Raw genomic sequence first — 16,756 nt, 5'->3', positions numbered from 1 at the left:
CCCGGCGCCCCGTACCGGCCATCCCACGGGCTCATGCGCGCGCCCCACCGCACGCCTGTGCGCCGCGGTACGGGAAGATGGACCGGTGACTGATGCCTCTGCGACGCCGCACCGGGTGCCCGAACCGGCCCTCGCGCCCCGGCTGATCGCCACCGACCTCGACGGCACCCTGCTGCACGACGACAAAACGGTCTCGGACCGCACGATCGCCGCGCTGGCCGCCGCGGAACAGGCCGGTGTCGAGGTCTTCTTCGTCACCGGCCGCCCGGCCCGCTGGATGGGCGTGGTCAGTGATCACGTGCACGGTCACGGCCTGGCGATCTGCGCGAACGGCGCGGCCGTCGTCGACCTGCACCGTGGCCGCCGCATCGTCGAGGTCAGCCCGCTGGAACGCGCCGCGGCACGCGCCGTCGTGGACGCGCTGCGCAGCGCGGCGCCCGGCACCACCTTCGCGGTCGAATGCACCGGCGGCATCCACTACGAGCCGCAGTACCCGCCCTTCCACCTCGACCCGGCAGCGGCCATCGCCCCCGCCGAAAAGCTGCTCGCCGACGACTTCGCACCGCCTCCGGGCCCCGCGCCGACCCGACTGAACGGCACGGACCTGCCGGACGGCTCGGACCCGGCAGCCCCGTACGGCCTCGCCCGGCCCGGCGGCGCGGAGGACGGCGCCCCGTACGCCGCGGCGTACGACACCGCAGCGACGGCCCCCTTCGAGTCACCAGGCACCGGCACCCCCCACCTCACTCCGGGCATCTCCGGCACCGAGATCCCCACCACCGGCCCCGGCCAGCCCGTCCTGAAGCTCCTCGCGCACCACCCCGACCTGGATCCCGACGCGTTTCTCGCCCTGGCCCGCACCACCGCGGGCGGCCTCGCCTCGTTCACCCGCTCCAGCCCCACCGCCCTCCTGGAGATCAGCGGCCCCGGGGTCAGCAAGGCCGGCACGCTCGCCCGGTGCTGCGCGGAACGCGGCATCGCCCCGGAGGAGGTCGTCGCCTTTGGGGACATGCCCAACGACATAGAGATGCTCGGCTGGGCCGGCACCTCCTACGCCATGGCCAACGCCCATCCCGACGTGCTGGCCACCACCACGGGCCGGACGGTCTCCAACAACGAGGACGGCGTGGCAGCCGTCATCGAGCAGATCCTCAAGGCGTAGCCGCCCCCGGCCTCAGAGCGGCGCCTCCCAGGTGACCCTGGTGCCCGTGCCCTCTTCGCCGGTGCCCGGCCCGTGGACGCTCGATCCGCCGAGCGACTCGGCGCGCTTCGCGAGGTTCTTCAGGCCGCTGCGCCGGCCGCCCTCCGGGACGCCGACCCCGTCGTCCGTGACGGTCAGCCGCACCCCGTCCGTGCCGTCGGGCAGCGCCACCGTCGCATCGACGACGACTTCGATCCGGGACGCCCGCGCATGCCGGAACGCGTTCGACAGCGCTTCCCGCAGCGCCGCGATCAGGTTCTTGCCGGTCAGCTCGCCGACCCGGGAGTCGACCGGTCCGACGAAGTGCGCCGACGGCTGGAAGCCGAGCGGCACGGCGGCGGCGCCGATCTCCCGCAGCACACGGGTGCGCAGCCCGGACGGCGCCTCGGCCGGGCCCTGCTGGAGCGCGAAGATCGCGGTGCGGATCTCCTGGATCGTCACATCCAGTTCGTCCACGGCCTTGCCGATGCCCTGGGTGACCTCCGGCACCTCGGCCCTGCGCTGCGCGCTCTCCAGCAGCATCCCGGTGGCGAACAGCCGCTGGATGACCAGGTCGTGCAGGTCACGGGCGATCCGGTCGCGGTCCTCGAAGACCGCGAGGCGTTCCCGGTCCCGCTGCGCGTCGGCGAGCACCAGGGCCAGCGCGGCCTGCGCGGCGAACTGGGTGGCCAGGGTGCGCTCGGCGGCGGTGAACGCGCGCCCGCCGCGGTTCCTGGGGGTCGCGAGCGTGCCCAGGACCCGGCCGTCGCTCTTGAGCGGCAGCATCATGCTCGGCCCGAAACGCGGCGCGATGGCGGTGATCATGCGCGGGTCGGTGGCCGAATCGTCCACGAACACCGGCTCGCCCGCCAGGAGTTGCGCGGTCACCGGGCTGTCCGGCGGGATCTGCGTCCCCATGATCCCGGTCGGGTCGTCCGCCGACACCGCGACGATCTCCAGACCGCCCTCCTCGTCGGGCAGCAGCACGATCCCGGCCGCCGAATCCGCCAGCCGCCGCGCCTGTTCGGCCACCACGGCGAGCGCGTCGTCGACGTCGCTGCCCGCGAGGAGTTCGGTGGTCACCGCGACCGAGCCGTCGATCCAGTGCTCCCGCTGCCGGGTGAGGGCGTACAGCCTGGCGTTGCCGATCGCGATGCCCGCTTCGGTGGCCAGCACCCGCACCATGTGCAGGTCCCCCTCGCTGAACTGCCCGCCGCCGCGCTTCTCCGTCAGATAGAGGTTGCCGAAGATCTCGCCCTGGACGCGGATCGGCACCCCCAGGAACGTCCGCATCGGCGGGTGTCCCGGTGGGAAGCCGGCCGACCGCGGATCCTGGGTGAGGTCGGCGAGACGCATCGCCTGCGGGTCGTGGATGAGCGCGCCCAGCAGCCCCTTGTGGCCGTCGGGCAGCTCACCGATACGCCGGTGCTCCGCCGCGGTCACGCCGTACGTCACGAAGTCGGACAGGCCCTCGCGGGCGTCGTCGATGATGCCGATCGCGGCGTACCGGGCGTCGGCCAGCTCCGCGGCGGTCTCCACGATCCGGTCGAGGGTGATGTGCAGGTCGAAACCGGCGCCGACCGTGCGCATCGCCTCCAGCAGCTGCGGCACCCGCGCGGTCAGCTCGGACGAGAGGCCCTGCAGGCTGCGGGTCGCCTCGGTCGCGGCGCGCATCGGGTCGGGGTCCGATCCGGCGGACCGGAAGTCCGCGGGGTCCTGAGGTCCTGCCGTGGCTGCCATACCTTGAGCCTAATAACGACGCTTTTCCGAGGAAAGTCCAGTTATGCGGGCAGGGCCGGGACGCCGGTGCGCACGCTCGACGCCTGCTGCGCCAGGCCGTACGCCGCATCCACCGCGCGCTCGCGTTCCAGCATCCGGCGGAACGGCCCGTCGGCCGCGGCCAGCTCCGCGTACCCGCCGTGCTGCACGGCCCGGCCGCCCTCCAGGACCAGCACCTCGTCGACCTCGTCGAGACCGGTCAGCCGATGGGTGATCAGGACCGTCGTCCGGCCCTCGGTCGCCGCCAGCAGGTCGGCGGTCAACGCGTCGGCGGTGGCCAGGTCCAGGTGTTCGGCGGGCTCGTCCAGGACGAGTACGGGGAAGTCCGCCAGCAGCGCGCGGGCCAGCGCGAGACGCTGCCGCTGGCCGCCCGACAGCCGGGCCCCGTGCTCGCCGACCATGGTGTCGAGCCCGTCGGGCAGCCCGCGCACCCACTCCGCGAGGCGCGCCCTGCCGAGCGCGTCCCACAGGTCCTGGTCGTCAGCGGGCGGCTGTTCGTCGCCACCGGACACGGCGGGGTCCGGGTTCCGGCGGGCGAGCCTGAGGTTTTCGCGCAGCGAGCTGTCGAAGAGGTGCGCGTCCTGCGCGCACAGCCCGACCAGACGCCGCACCGCCTCGCCGTCCAGCGCCGCGGCGTCCACACCGTCCAGCGTGTAGGAGCCCGCCTCCCGGTCCAGGAAACGCAGCAGCACCTGCGCGAGGGTGGTCTTGCCCGAGCCTGAGGTGCCGACGACGGCGAGCCGCCGGCCGGCGTTCAGGGTGAACCCGACGCCGTCCAGCGCGAGGCCGGTCTGCCCGGCGTGACGCGCGGCCAGATCCCTTACGGCCAACGGGAAAGGCGAGGCGGGGGCGGGAGCCGGGGCCGTCGGTTCGACGACCGGATCGGGGGCGTCCAGCACCTCGAAGACCCGTTCCGCCGCCCGCCGGGTGCGCTGGCGGTACTGCACCGCGAGCGGCAGCCCGGCCACCGCCTCGAACGCGGCCAGCGGCGTCAGCACGACCACCGCGAGCGCCACCCCGTCCAGCCGCCCGTCGCGCACCGCCTGCACCCCGGCCACCGCGGTCGCGACGACCGTCAGCCCGCACAGCAGCGCCGAAAGACCGGCCCCCGTCCCCGCCGCCGCCGACGAGCGGGACGCGATGGCGGTCAGCTCCCGGTCCGCGCGCCGCACCGCTTCCGTACGGCCCGCGAGCGCGCCCGCGACCGTCAACTCGGCCGTGCCGGTGAGCAGATCGACGATCCGGGTGGACAGCCGCCCCCGCGCGGGCGCCAGTTGACGCTCCGCACGGCGGGACAGCACACCCGACACCGCGGGCACCCCGGCGCCCGCCAGCAGCAGCCCCGCGGCGAGCAGCCCGCCCGCCTCCGGCAGCAGCCAGCCGGTGAATCCGACGGTGCCCGCGCCGACCAGCACCGCGGCCCCCACGGGCAGCAGCCACCGCAGGAAGTGGTCCTGCACGGCGTCGACATCGGCCACCAGACGCGACAGCAGATCGCCGCGGCTGCGGTCCTTCAGACCGGCGGGCGCCAGCCTCTCCAGCCGCCGGAAGACGGCGACCCGGACATCGGCGAGCATCCGGAACACCGCGTCGTGCGCGACGAGCCGTTCGGCGTACCGGAAGACAGCGCGGCCGATGCCGAACGCCCGGGTCGCGGTGACCGCCACCATCAGATACAGCACCGGCGGCTGCTGCGAAGCCCGCGAGATCAGCCACCCGGACGTCGCCATCAGCCCCACCGCGCTGCCCAGCGCCAGGCTGCCCAGCAGCAGCGCGAGCGCGAACCTGGACCTGCGGGCACGGGCCAGCCGGCGCAGCCGCGACAGCGCCGAACCGGCCCCTGCGCCCATACCGGCGGGCTCGGGCGCGGCGGCCGGGGCGGCGGCCACCGGAGCCGGGGCGGCGGACACCGGCCGCGCCGGGACCTGCGCCGCGCCGGTCCGGGTGACGCCGCCGCCGTCCGCCGGGTCCGGCAGCCGCACGATGCGGTCGGCCACCGCGAGCAGCGCCGGCCGGTGCACGACCAGCAGGACCGTGCGCCCGGCCGCCAGACGGCGCACCGCGTCCACGACCGCCGCCTCCGTCCCGCCGTCCAGGCCCGCGGTCGGCTCGTCCAGGAGCAGGACCGGACGGTCGGCGAGGAAGGCGCGGGCGAGCGCGATGCGCTGACGCTGGCCCGCGGAGAGACCGGCGCCGAACTCCCCGAGCCGGGTCGCGGCGCCGTCGGGCAGCGCGTCGACGAAGTCCAGCGCGCCCGCGTCCCGCAGCGCCCCGCGCAGCGACGCGTCATCGGCGTCCGGGCGCGCCAGCCGTACGTTCTCGGCGATGGTGCCGGCGAAGAGATGCGGTCGCTGCGGCACCCAGGCGATCCGGCTGCGCCAGTCGTCGGGGGAGAGGGACGCGATGTCCTGCCCGTCGACGAGGACCCGGCCCGCGGACGGCTCGGTGAAGCCGAGCACCACGCTGAGCAGGGTGGACTTGCCCGCCCCCGAGGGCCCGACCAGCGCGACGGTCTCCCCGGCCCGCACCTCGAACGACGTGGCGGGCAGCGAGTCGGCGCTCCGGCCGGGGTGGCGGACACTCAGCCCGTCGACGGTCAGCGCGGTACCGGCCGGAGCGGCGGCGGTGCCTGGCACCCGCGGCGGGGTCTCCAGCACCGCGAAGATCTCCTCCGCCGCCGAAAGCCCCTCGGCCGCCGCGTGGTACTGCGCGCCCACCTGCCGCAGCGGCAGATACGCCTCCGGCGCCAGGACCAGCACCATCAGCCCCGTGTAGAGGTCGAGGTGGCCGTTGACCAGCCGCATGCCGATGCCGACGGCGACCAGCGCGACGGAGAGGGTGGCGAGGAGTTCCAGTGCGAAGGAGGAGAGGAACGCGATCCGCAGCGTGCGCAGGGTGGCCCTGCGGTAGTCACCGGTGATGGCGCGGATGGAGGCGGCCTGGGCCTTGGCCCGGCCGAAGACCTTGAGGGTGGGCAGCCCCTCGACGACGTCGAGGAAGTGGCCCGACAGCCGGGCGAGCAGCCGCCACTGCCGGTCCATCCGCGACTGGGTGGCCCACCCGATGAGGATCATGAACAGGGGGATCAGCGGAAGGGTGATGACGATGGTCAGCGCCGAGATCCAGTCGCCGGTGACGATCCGGGCCAGCACGGCGACCGGGACGACGACGGCGAGGCCGAGCTGCGGCAGATAGCGGGCGAAGTAGTCGTCCAGCGCGTCGATTCCGCGGGTGGCGAGGGTGGTGAGTTCGCCGGTACGCATCTCCAGGGTGGCGGTCGCCTGCGTCCCGGCGTCCGTCCCGCCGTCCGGGCGGCGGAGTTCGGCGCCCGGCCCGAGCCGCGCCGCCCGTTCGATCAGCCGCATCCGCAGCTCGGACTTGACCGCGGCGCTCGCACGGTGCGCGGCCAGCTCGGTGAGCCAGGAGACCAGCCCCCGCCCGACCGAGACGGCGGCGAGCAGCGCCACGGGAGTGGCCAGATCACCGAGATCGAGCGCGTTCCGGAAGGCCCCGACCACGATCTCGGCGATCAGCATGGCCTGGCCGATGACCAGGCCCGCCCCGGCAAGCCCGAGCACCACCACCGCGATGAGGAATCCCCGGGTGGCGCGGGCGTATCGGAGCAGGCGCGGGTCGACCGGTTTCACGTGAAACATCCGTCCAGATGAGCCGGCCGAGTTCGCCCCCCGGAGAGGCGAACTCGGCGTAGGGCTACGGCTAGTGGGCCTCGGCGATGTGCTGGGTGCCGATCCGCTTACGGAACACCCAGTATGTCCACCCCTGGTACAGCACCACGATCGGTGTCGCGATGCCGGCGCACCAGGTCATGATCTTCAACGTGTAAGGGCTGGACGAGGCGTTGGTGACCGTGAGGTTCCAACTCCCGTTCAACGACGACGGCATGACGTTCGGGAAGAGCGTCAGGAAGAGCATCGCGACCACGGCCACGATGGTGATCCCGGAGAACGCGAACGCCCATCCCTCCCGGGCGAGCCGGTTCGCGCCGAGCGCCGCGACCAGGGAAACGACCGCCACGATCATGGCGATCAGGCTGCCGGCGTCGCCCTTGTCCGCCTGCGTCCAGCTCAGGAAGCCGATCGCCAGGACGGCGGTGACGAGGCCGAGCGCGGTCGCCATCCGGCGCGCCCGCTCCCGGATGTCCCCCACCGTCTTGAGCGAGGCGAACACCGCGCCGTGGAAGGTGAACAGGGTCAGCGTGACCAGACCGCCGAGGATCGCGTACGGATTGAGCAGGTCGAGGACGCTGCCGACGTACTCCTTGTGCGCGTCGATCTTCACGCCGCGCACGATGTTGCCGAACGCCACGCCCCACAGCACCGCGGGCAGCAGCGAGGTCCAGAAGATCGCGTGCTCCCAGTTCCGCTGCCACCGCTCCTCGCTGCGCTTGGCGCGGTACTCGAACGCCACTCCGCGCACGATCAGGCAGACGAGGATGAGCAGCAGCGGCAGGTAGAAGCCGGAGAAGAGGGTGGCGTACCACTCGGGGAAGGCGGCGAAGGTCGCGCCGCCCGCGGAGAGCAGCCAGACCTCGTTGCCGTCCCAGACCGGGCCGATGGTGTTGATCAGGACCCGCCGTTCCTTACGGTCACGGGCGAGCAGCTTGGTGAGGACGCCGATGCCGAAGTCGAAGCCTTCGAGGAAGAAGTACCCGGTCCAGAGAACGGCGATCAGGACGAACCAGACGTCGTGGAGATGCACAGTCGCCTCCTAGTACGAGAAGGCCATCGGCCGGTCGGCGTCGGTACTGTCGCCGCCGATCTTGGTGGGCGGGTTGAGGTCGGAGTCGGTGAGTTCCTGGGGCCCTGCCTTGACGTACTTCACCAGCAGCTTCACCTCGACGACGGCGAGGATCGCGTAGAGCGCGGTGAAGACGATCAGCGAGGTGAGCACCTCGCCCTGCGAGACACCGGGCGAGACCGCGTCGGATGTGCGCAGCACGCCGTAGACGGCCCACGGCTGGCGGCCGGTCTCGGTAAAGATCCAGCCCCAGGAGTTGGCGATGAGCGGGAAGCCGAGGGTGACGAAGGCGAGCGACCAGTACCACTTGGTGAGGCGAGCGCCGAGCACCTTGTTCTTGGTGACGGCCAGCAGCGGTGGCTCCTCGTCCCCGGTCCGCAGCCCCGGCGAGAGCCAGAACTTCTTGCGGGTGAGCCAGAGTCCGGCCAGTCCGATGACGAAGGACGTCATACCGAAGCCGATCATCCAGCGGAAGCCCCAGTACGCGACGGGGATGTTGGGCCGGTAGTCGCCGGGCCCGAACTTCTGCTGCTCGGCCTTGTTGACGTCGTTGATGCCGGGCACCGGCGAGGTGAAGTCGTTGTGGGCGAGGAAGGAGAGCAGGCCGGGGATCTCGATGGCGACCTTGTTGTGGCCCTTGTCGACGTCGCCGTAGGCGAAGACCGAGAACGGCGCCGGCTCTTCCTTGTCCCACAGCGCCTCGGCCGCGGCCATCTTCATCGGCTGCTGCTTGAACATGACCTTGCCGAGCTGGTCGCCGCTGATCGCGGTGAGGGCACCGGCGATGACGAGGGTGACCAGGCCGAGCCGCAGCGAGGTGCGCATCACCTTGATGTGCTTCTTGCGCATGAGGTGGTACGCGGAGATGCCGACCATGAAGGCGGCGCCGGTGAGGAAGGCGGCGGTCAGCGTGTGGAACACCACGACCAGGGTGGTGTCCTGGGTGAGCACCTTCCAGAAGTCGGTCAGCTCGGCCCGGCCGTTCGCGGCGTTGTACTTGTAGCCGACGGGGTGCTGCATCCAGGAGTTGGCGGCGAGGATGAAGTACGCCGACAGGATCGTGCCGATCGAGACCATCCACATGCAGAAGCAGTGGATCTTCTTGGGGAGCTTGTCCCAGCCGAAGATCCACAGACCGATGAAGGTCGACTCGAAGAAGAAGGCGATGAGCGCCTCGAACGCGAGCGGGGCGCCGAAGACGTCACCGACGAACCGCGAGTAGTCGGACCAGTTCATGCCGAACTGGAACTCCTGGACGATGCCGGTGACGACACCCATCGCGATGTTGATCAGGAAGAGCTTGCCCCAGAACTTGGTGGCCTTGAGGTACTTCTGCTTCGCCGTTCGCACCCAGGCGGTCTCAAGTCCGGCCACCAGAGCGGCGAGGGAGATCGTCAGGGGGATGAACAGGAAGTGGTAGACGGTCGTGATGCCGAATTGCCATCGCGCCAGAGTCTCTGGCGCCAACGCCAGTTCCACGTCATTCTCTCCTTACGTCGCCGTTTGCACTACGGCAATCTGCACCTTTTGCCCCCAATGAAGCGGGGCATAAAGGGCGCGCTTGTGAACGCGTTCACATTCACAAGCATTATCTCTCACACGCTTCCAGCCATTCTTACGGGGGGTGCGTGACCGCGGTCACGCAGGAATCCACGGTGCGGACCCCACCGCGCAGCCTCCGCACCGGTACCCGGCGCCCTGCACAACGCCTTGGGGCCGCGAGCCGTCAGGCCCGCGGCCCCAAGGCCGGAAAAACCGCGCGTCACAACGCCTTGCGGAACTCCTCGGCTGCCTGCAGGAACAGGTCCATCGCCGCACTCTCACCGATCGTCACCCGCACACCCTCACCGGCGAACGGCCGCACCACGACACCGGCCCGCTCACACGCAGCCGCGAAGTCCGTCGTACGGTCCCCCAGCCGCAGCCAGACGAAGTTGGCCTGCGTCTCCGGAACCGTCCAGCCCTGCCCGGCCAGCGCATCGACCACCCGGGACCGCTCGGCGACCAGCGCGTCGACCCGCTCCAGCAGCGCCGCCTCGCTGCGCAGCGACGCCACGGCCGCCTCCTGCGCGAGCTGGCTGACGCCGAACGGCACCGCCGTCTTGCGCAGCGCCGCGGCCACCGGCGCGTGCGCCACCGCGAAACCGACCCGCAGCCCCGCCAGCCCGTACGCCTTGGAGAAGGTCCGCAGCACACAGACGTTGGGCCGGTCACGGTAGAGCTCCACGCCGTCCGGCACCTCGGCATCGCGGATGAACTCGCGGTACGCCTCGTCCAGCACCACCAGGACGTCCCCCGGCACCCGGTCCAGGAACGCCTCCAGCTCGGCACGGCGCACGACGGTGCCCGTGGGGTTGTTGGGGTTGCAGACGAAGATCAGCCGAGTGCGGTCGGTGATCGCCGCCAGCATCGCGTCCAGGTCGTGCACCTCGTCGGAGGTCAGCGGAACCTGCACGGACGTGGCACCGGAGACCTGCGTGACGATCGGGTACGCCTCGAACGACCGCCAGGCGTAGATCACTTCATCGCCGGGACCGGCCGTCGCCTGCACCAGTTGCTGCGCCACCCCCACCGATCCGGTACCGGTCGCCAGGTGCTCCACCGGCACCGAGAAGCGCTCGGCCAGCTCCGCCATCAGACCGGTGCACGCCAGGTCGGGGTAGCGGTTGAAGGCCCCGGCGGCGGCCACCGCGGTCTCCAGGACGCCGGGCAGCGGGGGATAGGGATTCTCGTTGGAGGACAGCTTGTACGCGGCGGGCCCTTCCGGGGCCGGCCGGCCCGGCTTGTAGGTGGGGATGCCGTCCAGCGCAGCACGCAGCTTCGGGGTCTTCTCGCTCACCGCAGGTCCTCCTCGACCGTCCCACTCGACTCCAATACTGCACACCTTAAGAGGATTCCCCCGTTCGGCGGCAGACCCCCGCTTCCCGGCCGCCCTTCCCACGGCCCTGGGGCCCCGTCCCCGTACGGTGCGAGTCAGCCACCCGTACCGCGCCGCCCACTCGCCCCCGGGGCGCGCTCGCCATATCTGCGCGCGCCGGTAGCTCACTCCGTGGCGCGCGTCCCCCGTGAAGGTGACTTGAGACCTCTTCGATACCTGACGAGATCGCCAGGCGAACGCCCCCGGTGACCCGGCCAACTCCACCCGAAACCCACAACTCCCTTACCTTCCAAGGATATTGACGACTGATCACCTTGCAGAAACGTGCCTTCTGCAAGGCGACGGCCGACTCCCGCGAAAAGCCCGCCCGAGCCCTACTATCGGCTCGCCATGACAGCAGCAGGGAAGCACCAGGTGAGCCGGTCGACCGGTCGCCGGCTGGGGCGGGCAGGCATCCGAGATGTGGCCGCCGCGGCCGGCGTATCGATCACGACCGTCTCCGACGCGCTCAACGGCAAGGGCCGGCTTCCGGATGCCACCCGTAGCCACGTCCGCGAGGTGGCCGAACGGCTGGGCTACCGCCCCTCCGCCGCCGCCCGAACCCTCCGTACCGGCAAATCGGGCCTCATCGGCCTGACCGTGACCACGTACGGGGATGAACCTTTCACCTTCACCGAATTCGCGTACTTCGCAGAGATGGCCAGAGCCGCCACCTCCGCCGCGCTGGCCCGCGGCTACGCCCTCGTCATCCTCCCCGCGACCTCCCGCCACGACGTGTGGTCCAACGTCGCACTCGACGGCACGGTCGTCATCGACCCGGCCGACGGCGACCCCGTCGTCACCGAACTCGTCCGGCACGGCCTCCCCGTCGTCTCCGACGGCCGCCCCGGCGGCACCCTCCCCGTCACCGGCTGGGTCGACAACGACCACGAAGCGGCCGTACTCGGCCTGCTCGACCACCTCGCCGACGCCGGCGCCCGCCGCATCGGCCTCCTCACCGGCACCACCACCGACACCTACACCCGGCTGTCGACCACCGCGTACCTCCGGTGGTGCGAACGAGTCGGCCAGGACCCGGTCTACGAGTCCTACCCGGCACACGACCCGTGCGCCGGAGCCGTCGCCGCCGACCGGCTCCTGGCCAGGCCCGACCGCCCCGACGCCGTCTACGGCCTCTTCGACCCCAACGGCACGGACCTGCTCGCCGCGGCCCGCCGCTACGGACTGCGCGTCCCGGACGACCTGCTGCTGGTCTGCTGCAGCGAGTCCACCGTCTACGCCAACACCGAACCGCCGATCACCACCCTGTCCCTCAAACCCCGCCGCATCGGCACCGCCGTCGTCCAGATCCTCATCGACGCGATCGAAGGACTGGGTGACGGGTGCCCGGTGGAACAGGTCATACCGACCGACCTGATCGTGCGGACCTCGTCCCAGCGCCGGTCCCCCCGCACGACCGTCAGCCCGCCGCGCGGCCCGGCCGGCGACTGATCCCTACCGTCGGCGCAGCGTCGGCAGCGGGAGGGGCACCGAGTGGGTGCCCCTCCCGGGCCGGCCCGTCGGCCTCCCGTCCGGGACGTTCCGCGCCACGCCGACCGTCGCATTCACGCCATGATCCGGCCGCCGCGTGTTGGATACGCTCCCGGAACCGGCGCGAGCGACGCACCGGCAGCGGCCCGGTCAGCCCCCACGGCCAGGGAAAATCAGGGTGATCTCGGGATAAAACCGCAGGGAACGCCGAGCTCCCGTCGATTGACCACCCCCGGGTGCGTCACAACCCGCGAGCAGCGTTCCTATGATGGGCGAACGACACCGCGGACCGCCGTCGACCAGGCAAAGGTCCGAGAGGTACACGGCGGCGCGATGGTGGAGGGGTCAATGACTCAGGGGGCCGGTCAAGGACCCATGGCGTGGACCATGGCGGCACACACTCCGGCGTCCCCGCAGCCGCCAGGACCGCCCCCCGGCGCGCCCGTGGGACCGCCGGCTGACACCGTCCCCCCGCACTTCCCCGCCGCACCGCAGGCGCAGCTCCCCGCACACGCCGCGGAACTGCCCGATGAGTACACCCCGACCGCCCGCGACCTCCCCGTCGTCGGCGCACCAGGGCGTGCCGACACCCTCGTCGACCAGCCGACGGCCGGACTCGTACCGGCCCCCGAGACCGCACCGGACGGCGAACCGGCCGAGGGGCCAGGCCCCTTGTACGTCGTCGGCGACGTACACGGCTACTACGACGAGCTGCGCGAGGCCCTCGCCGCCGAAGGGCTGATCGACGCCGACGGCAGCTGGTCGGCGGGCAACGCCAGGCTGTGGTTCCTGGGCGACTTCACCGACCGCGGCCCGGACGGCATCGGCGTCATCGACCTCGTCATGCAGCTGTCCGCCGAGGCCGCCGCCGCCGGCGGGTACTGCAAGGCGCTGATGGGCAACCACGAACTGCTGCTCCTGGGCGCCAAGCGGTTCGGTGACACCCCCGTCCAGTCCGGCGCCGGGACCGCGTCCTTCCAGGCCGCCTGGCTGCTCAACGGCGGCCAGAAGACCGACATGGACCGCCTGGAGGACCACCACCTCCAGTGGATGGCCCGCCTGGACGCCGTGATGGAGGAGGACGGGCACCTGCTCGTGCACTCCGACACCACCGCCTACCTCGAATACGGCGACTCCATCGAAGCCGTCAACGACACCGTCCACGACGTGCTGACCCGCAGCGAGGCCGACGAAGTCTGGGACCTGTTCCGCAAGTTCACCAAGCGCTTCGCCTTCCGCGACGAATCCGGCGCGCAGGCCGTACGCCAGCTCCTGGACGCCTACGGCGGCACACGCGTGGTGCACGGCCACAGCCCGATCCCGTACCTCCTGGGCGAGGTGGGCACGGAGGACACCGACGGCGAGCCCGTCGTCGTCGAGGAGCCGCACGTCTATGCCGACGGGCTGGCCATCGCCATGGACGGCGGGGTCACCATGGCCGGAAAATTGCTTGTCGTTCAACTTCCCCTGACTGACTGAGCGTTATCCGGGCAGGTGAAGGCCAAGTCGGCGGGTGGTCGGCGCACGGCGTGACCGGACGGTTCCGTTCCGGGCCGGGCCCAATTTCCGGAAACCCCCTGTCACCCCGTGCCGGAGGCGCTCTACCATCGGGCTATCCGTAGCAGGCTCTCCTCCGTTTCCGCCAACTGCCCGGCCATCGTCGGCCCGTACGGCCCTACGGAGCATCGGGGGATGCACATGAACAGCGCTCCGCATCTGCTCAACGAGGACCGCGAGGACTTCGCGCGACTCCTCGATGAAGCGCTGCGTACCGCCGCCCACCGCCCGGATCTCGCCACCGCAGCGAGCGAGCACCTCACCACCGAGCAACTGCGCACGCTGGCGCTCGACGCCACCTCCACCATCACCGCCCACGCCGCGACCGAGTACCGGCACTACGTACGGCTGCGCGACCGACTGCGCGACCCGGACGGCGCTCCCGCCGATGCCGCGACGGCCGACCGCGAAGATGCCCAAAGCCCCGGCGTCGCGGACCCGTTCACCACCGCGGCCACCGGCCCGGACGGCGCGCCGGAAGCCGCCGGCGCGGGACTCGGCGCCATGATCGCCGTCCTCGCCCCGGTCCTCGCGGGCATCGCGGCGGTCCTCTTCCTCCTCATCGGCTACGTCCTGAGCGCCGTCAGCCCCGAACAGGCCGTCGCCCGGCCGCTGATCGCCGTCGGCTGGATCTTCGCCGCGCTGACCGCGGCGGGGGCGCTGGTCGCGATGGCCGGCCTGGTGATCACCGCACTGCGCAACGGCTCATCGCCGCGCGAGGCCACCGGACACCACGACCTCGACCGCGCGCGCGAGGCATGGCACCGCGCCCTCATCGAACAGGGCCTGCTGCCCTTCCTCCACGACACCCTCGCGGCAGCCGCCGACCACGCCCCCGCCCCGTACACCCCGGGCCGGACCGGCGTACGCAAGAGCCGCATCCCGTCCCTCGGCTACTCCCGCCCCCGGTTCAGCAGCCCCGACACCGGATCGGCAGGCCCCCGCCCCCGCTACTCCAGCCCCGACTTCACCGGCCCCGACCACGACGGGCCCGAGGAACGGCCGGAGTAGGCGGGCGCGCTCCCGGCCCGAGGCGCCGCGCGAAGGGACGCCCCGGTGCCGGTCCCGGAACGGCCGGATCAGTCGGCGATCGGCAGATAGACGCGGTTGCCCGCCGCCGCGAACTCCTTCGACTTCTCCGCCATACCCGCCTCCGCGTCGACCGCCAGGTCACCGCCGTGCTCGCGGCGGATGTCCTGGGAGATCTTCATCGAGCAGAACTTCGGCCCGCACATGGAACAGAAGTGGGCCGTCTTCGCCGGCTCGGCCGGCAGGGTCTGGTCGTGGAAGGAACGCGCGGTGTCCGGGTCCAGGGCCAGATTGAACTGGTCCTCCCAGCGGAACTCGAAGCGCGCGTCGGACAGCGCGTCGTCCCACTCCTGGGCACCGGGATGTCCCTTGGCCAGATCCGCCGCATGGGCCGCGATCTTGTACGTGATCACGCCGGTCTTGACGTCGTCACGGTCCGGCAGGCCCAGGTGCTCCTTGGGCGTGACGTAGCAGAGCATCGCCGTACCCCACCAAGCGATCATCGCGGCGCCGATACCCGAGGTGATGTGGTCGTACGCGGGCGCGATGTCGGTGGTCAGCGGGCCCAGCGTGTAGAACGGCGCCTCCTCGCAGATCTCCTGCTGAAGGTCGATGTTCTCCTTGATCTTGTGCATCGGGACGTGCCCCGGACCCTCGATCATCGTCTGGACACCATGCCGCTTGGCGATGGTGTTCAGCTCACCCAGCGTCCGCAACTCCGCAAACTGCGCCTCGTCGTTGGCGTCCGCGATCGAACCGGGACGCAGGCCGTCCCCGAGCGAGAACGTCACGTCGTAGGCCGCGAGGATGTCGCAGAGCTCCTCGAAGTGCGTGTAGAGGAAGGACTCCTGGTGATGCGCCAGGCACCAGGCAGCCATGATCGAACCGCCCCGCGAAACGATGCCGGTCTTGCGCCGGGCGGTGAGCGGGACGTAGCGCAGCAGCACACCTGCGTGCACCGTCATGTAGTCCACGCCCTGCTCGGCCTGCTCGATGACCGTGTCCTTGTAGATCTCCCAGGTCAGTTCCTCGGCCTTGCCGTCGACCTTCTCCAGCGCCTGGTAGAGCGGAACGGTGCCGATCGGCACGGGGGAATTGCGCAGCACCCACTCCCGCGTGGTGTGGATGTTGCGACCGGTGGACAAGTCCATGACCGTGTCCGCACCCCACTGCGTCGCCCAGGTCATCTTGTCCACCTCCTCCTCGATGGAGGAAGTGACCGCGGAATTACCGATGTTGGCGTTCACCTTCACCAGGAAGTTCTTGCCGATGATCATCGGCTCGATCTCCGGATGGTTGACGTTGGCCGGCAGGACGGCACGGCCCGCCGCGATCTCGTCACGTACGAACTCCGGCGTGACGTTCTCGCGGAGGGCGACGTACTCCATCTCCGCGGTGATCTCGCCGCGCTGCGCATAGGCGAGTTGGCTGACCGCGGCGCCGTTCCGGCCGCGGCGGGGCTGCCGCGGCCGGCCGGGGAAGACCGCGTCGAGGTTCTTCAGACCGCCACGCGGCGAGGTGTGCTTGAGGCCGTCGTCCTCGGGGCGCAGCGGGCGACCCGCGTACTCCTCGGTGTCGCCCCGCGAAATGATCCAGTTCTCTCTCAGCGGCGCCAGTCCGCGGCGGACGTCCGTTTCGATGTGAGCGTCGGTATACGGCCCTGACGTGTCGTAGAGCGTCACGTCCTTGCCGTTGGTGAGGTGCACTCGCCGGACCGGAACCCGCAGGTCAGGGCGGGATCCGGTGAGGTAGCCCTTGTGCCAGCCGATCTCCTTGGCGGAGGCGTCCTGGCCGGACTCGCCGTTTTCGGGCGTGCGTGCATCCTGCAGAGTCATGGAGACCCAACTCCCTACGCCGGCATTACCCGGTAACAGGTTCGGCGGTCGACGCAGCGGCTCCCGCCCACGGGCGTTTCACGTGAAACGCCGCTGGGACGAGGATCAGCGCCCTCTCAGCCCGGTGCTCCGAGCTCCCGCGATTGCAAAGGTGCCACCACGGTAGCGGCCGATGTGGCGTGGTGAACAGGGGGCCCTGCGCTTCTTGCG

Annotated in this window: 10 protein-coding genes and 1 riboswitch; of the genes, 4 read left to right on the top strand and 6 right to left on the bottom strand. The window is 71.3% G+C overall.

Annotated features, from left to right (window positions below; translation table 11 throughout):
- Positions 1-85: 85 nt before the first annotated feature.
- Positions 86-1,162 carry an HAD hydrolase family protein gene (locus tag ACGFNI_RS17010; protein WP_393684488.1) on the top strand — a complete coding sequence of 359 codons (1,077 nt, stop codon included), beginning with the start codon at positions 86-88 and terminating at the stop codon, positions 1,160-1,162.
- Between the two features lie 12 nt (positions 1,163-1,174).
- Here ACGFNI_RS17010 and ACGFNI_RS17005 read toward each other — a convergent pair whose 3' ends face one another.
- The 5 genes from ACGFNI_RS17005 to hisC form a co-directional block, all read right to left on the bottom strand.
- Positions 1,175-2,854, bottom strand: a complete 1,680-nt coding sequence (locus ACGFNI_RS17005; RefSeq protein ID WP_393684656.1) for a GAF domain-containing sensor histidine kinase — start codon at positions 2,852-2,854, stop codon at positions 1,175-1,177.
- 107 nt (positions 2,855-2,961) lie between these two features.
- Positions 2,962-6,615: a thiol reductant ABC exporter subunit CydD gene (gene cydD, locus ACGFNI_RS17000; RefSeq protein WP_393684487.1), complete on the bottom strand. Its 3,654-nt coding sequence runs from the start codon at positions 6,613-6,615 to the stop codon at positions 2,962-2,964.
- 61 nt (positions 6,616-6,676) lie between these two features.
- A complete protein-coding gene (gene cydB, locus ACGFNI_RS16995; RefSeq protein ID WP_393684485.1) occupies positions 6,677-7,678 on the bottom strand; it encodes a cytochrome d ubiquinol oxidase subunit II in 1,002 nt (333 codons plus the stop codon).
- A 9-nt stretch (positions 7,679-7,687) separates the two neighbouring features.
- Entirely contained in the window at positions 7,688-9,196 is a 1,509-nt protein-coding gene (locus tag ACGFNI_RS16990; protein WP_393684483.1) for a cytochrome ubiquinol oxidase subunit I, read from the bottom strand.
- Between the two features lie 283 nt (positions 9,197-9,479).
- Positions 9,480-10,556, bottom strand: coding sequence for a histidinol-phosphate transaminase (hisC, locus tag ACGFNI_RS16985; RefSeq protein WP_393684481.1), 1,077 nt, complete (start codon positions 10,554-10,556; stop codon positions 9,480-9,482).
- A gap of 429 nt (positions 10,557-10,985) precedes the next feature.
- Between hisC and ACGFNI_RS16980 the strand changes: the two genes are divergently transcribed.
- From ACGFNI_RS16980 to ACGFNI_RS16970, 3 genes are all read left to right on the top strand, one after another.
- A complete protein-coding gene (locus ACGFNI_RS16980; protein ID WP_393684479.1) occupies positions 10,986-12,086 on the top strand; it encodes a LacI family DNA-binding transcriptional regulator in 1,101 nt (366 codons plus the stop codon).
- A gap of 414 nt (positions 12,087-12,500) precedes the next feature.
- Positions 12,501-13,604, top strand: coding sequence for a metallophosphoesterase (locus ACGFNI_RS16975; RefSeq protein WP_393684477.1), 1,104 nt, complete (start codon positions 12,501-12,503; stop codon positions 13,602-13,604).
- Positions 13,605-13,817: 213 nt separating this feature from the next.
- Positions 13,818-14,693, top strand: coding sequence for a hypothetical protein (locus ACGFNI_RS16970; protein WP_393684475.1), 876 nt, complete (start codon positions 13,818-13,820; stop codon positions 14,691-14,693).
- Positions 14,694-14,761: 68 nt separating this feature from the next.
- Here the strand turns inward: ACGFNI_RS16970 and thiC are convergent, their stop codons facing one another.
- Positions 14,762-16,546 (bottom strand): phosphomethylpyrimidine synthase ThiC, encoded by a 1,785-nt coding sequence (thiC, locus tag ACGFNI_RS16965; RefSeq protein ID WP_393684473.1) that lies wholly within the window; start codon positions 16,544-16,546, stop codon positions 14,762-14,764.
- Positions 16,541-16,697, bottom strand: a riboswitch (TPP riboswitch). Its footprint overlaps the gene before it by 6 nt.
- Positions 16,698-16,756: the final 59 nt, after the last annotated feature.

It is taken from the genome of Streptomyces sp. NPDC048644, assembly GCF_043199105.1.
Classification (GTDB): domain Bacteria; phylum Actinomycetota; class Actinomycetes; order Streptomycetales; family Streptomycetaceae; genus Streptomyces.
Note: the sequence above shows the minus strand (reverse complement) of the source record. Positions and strands in the feature narration are given on the sequence as shown.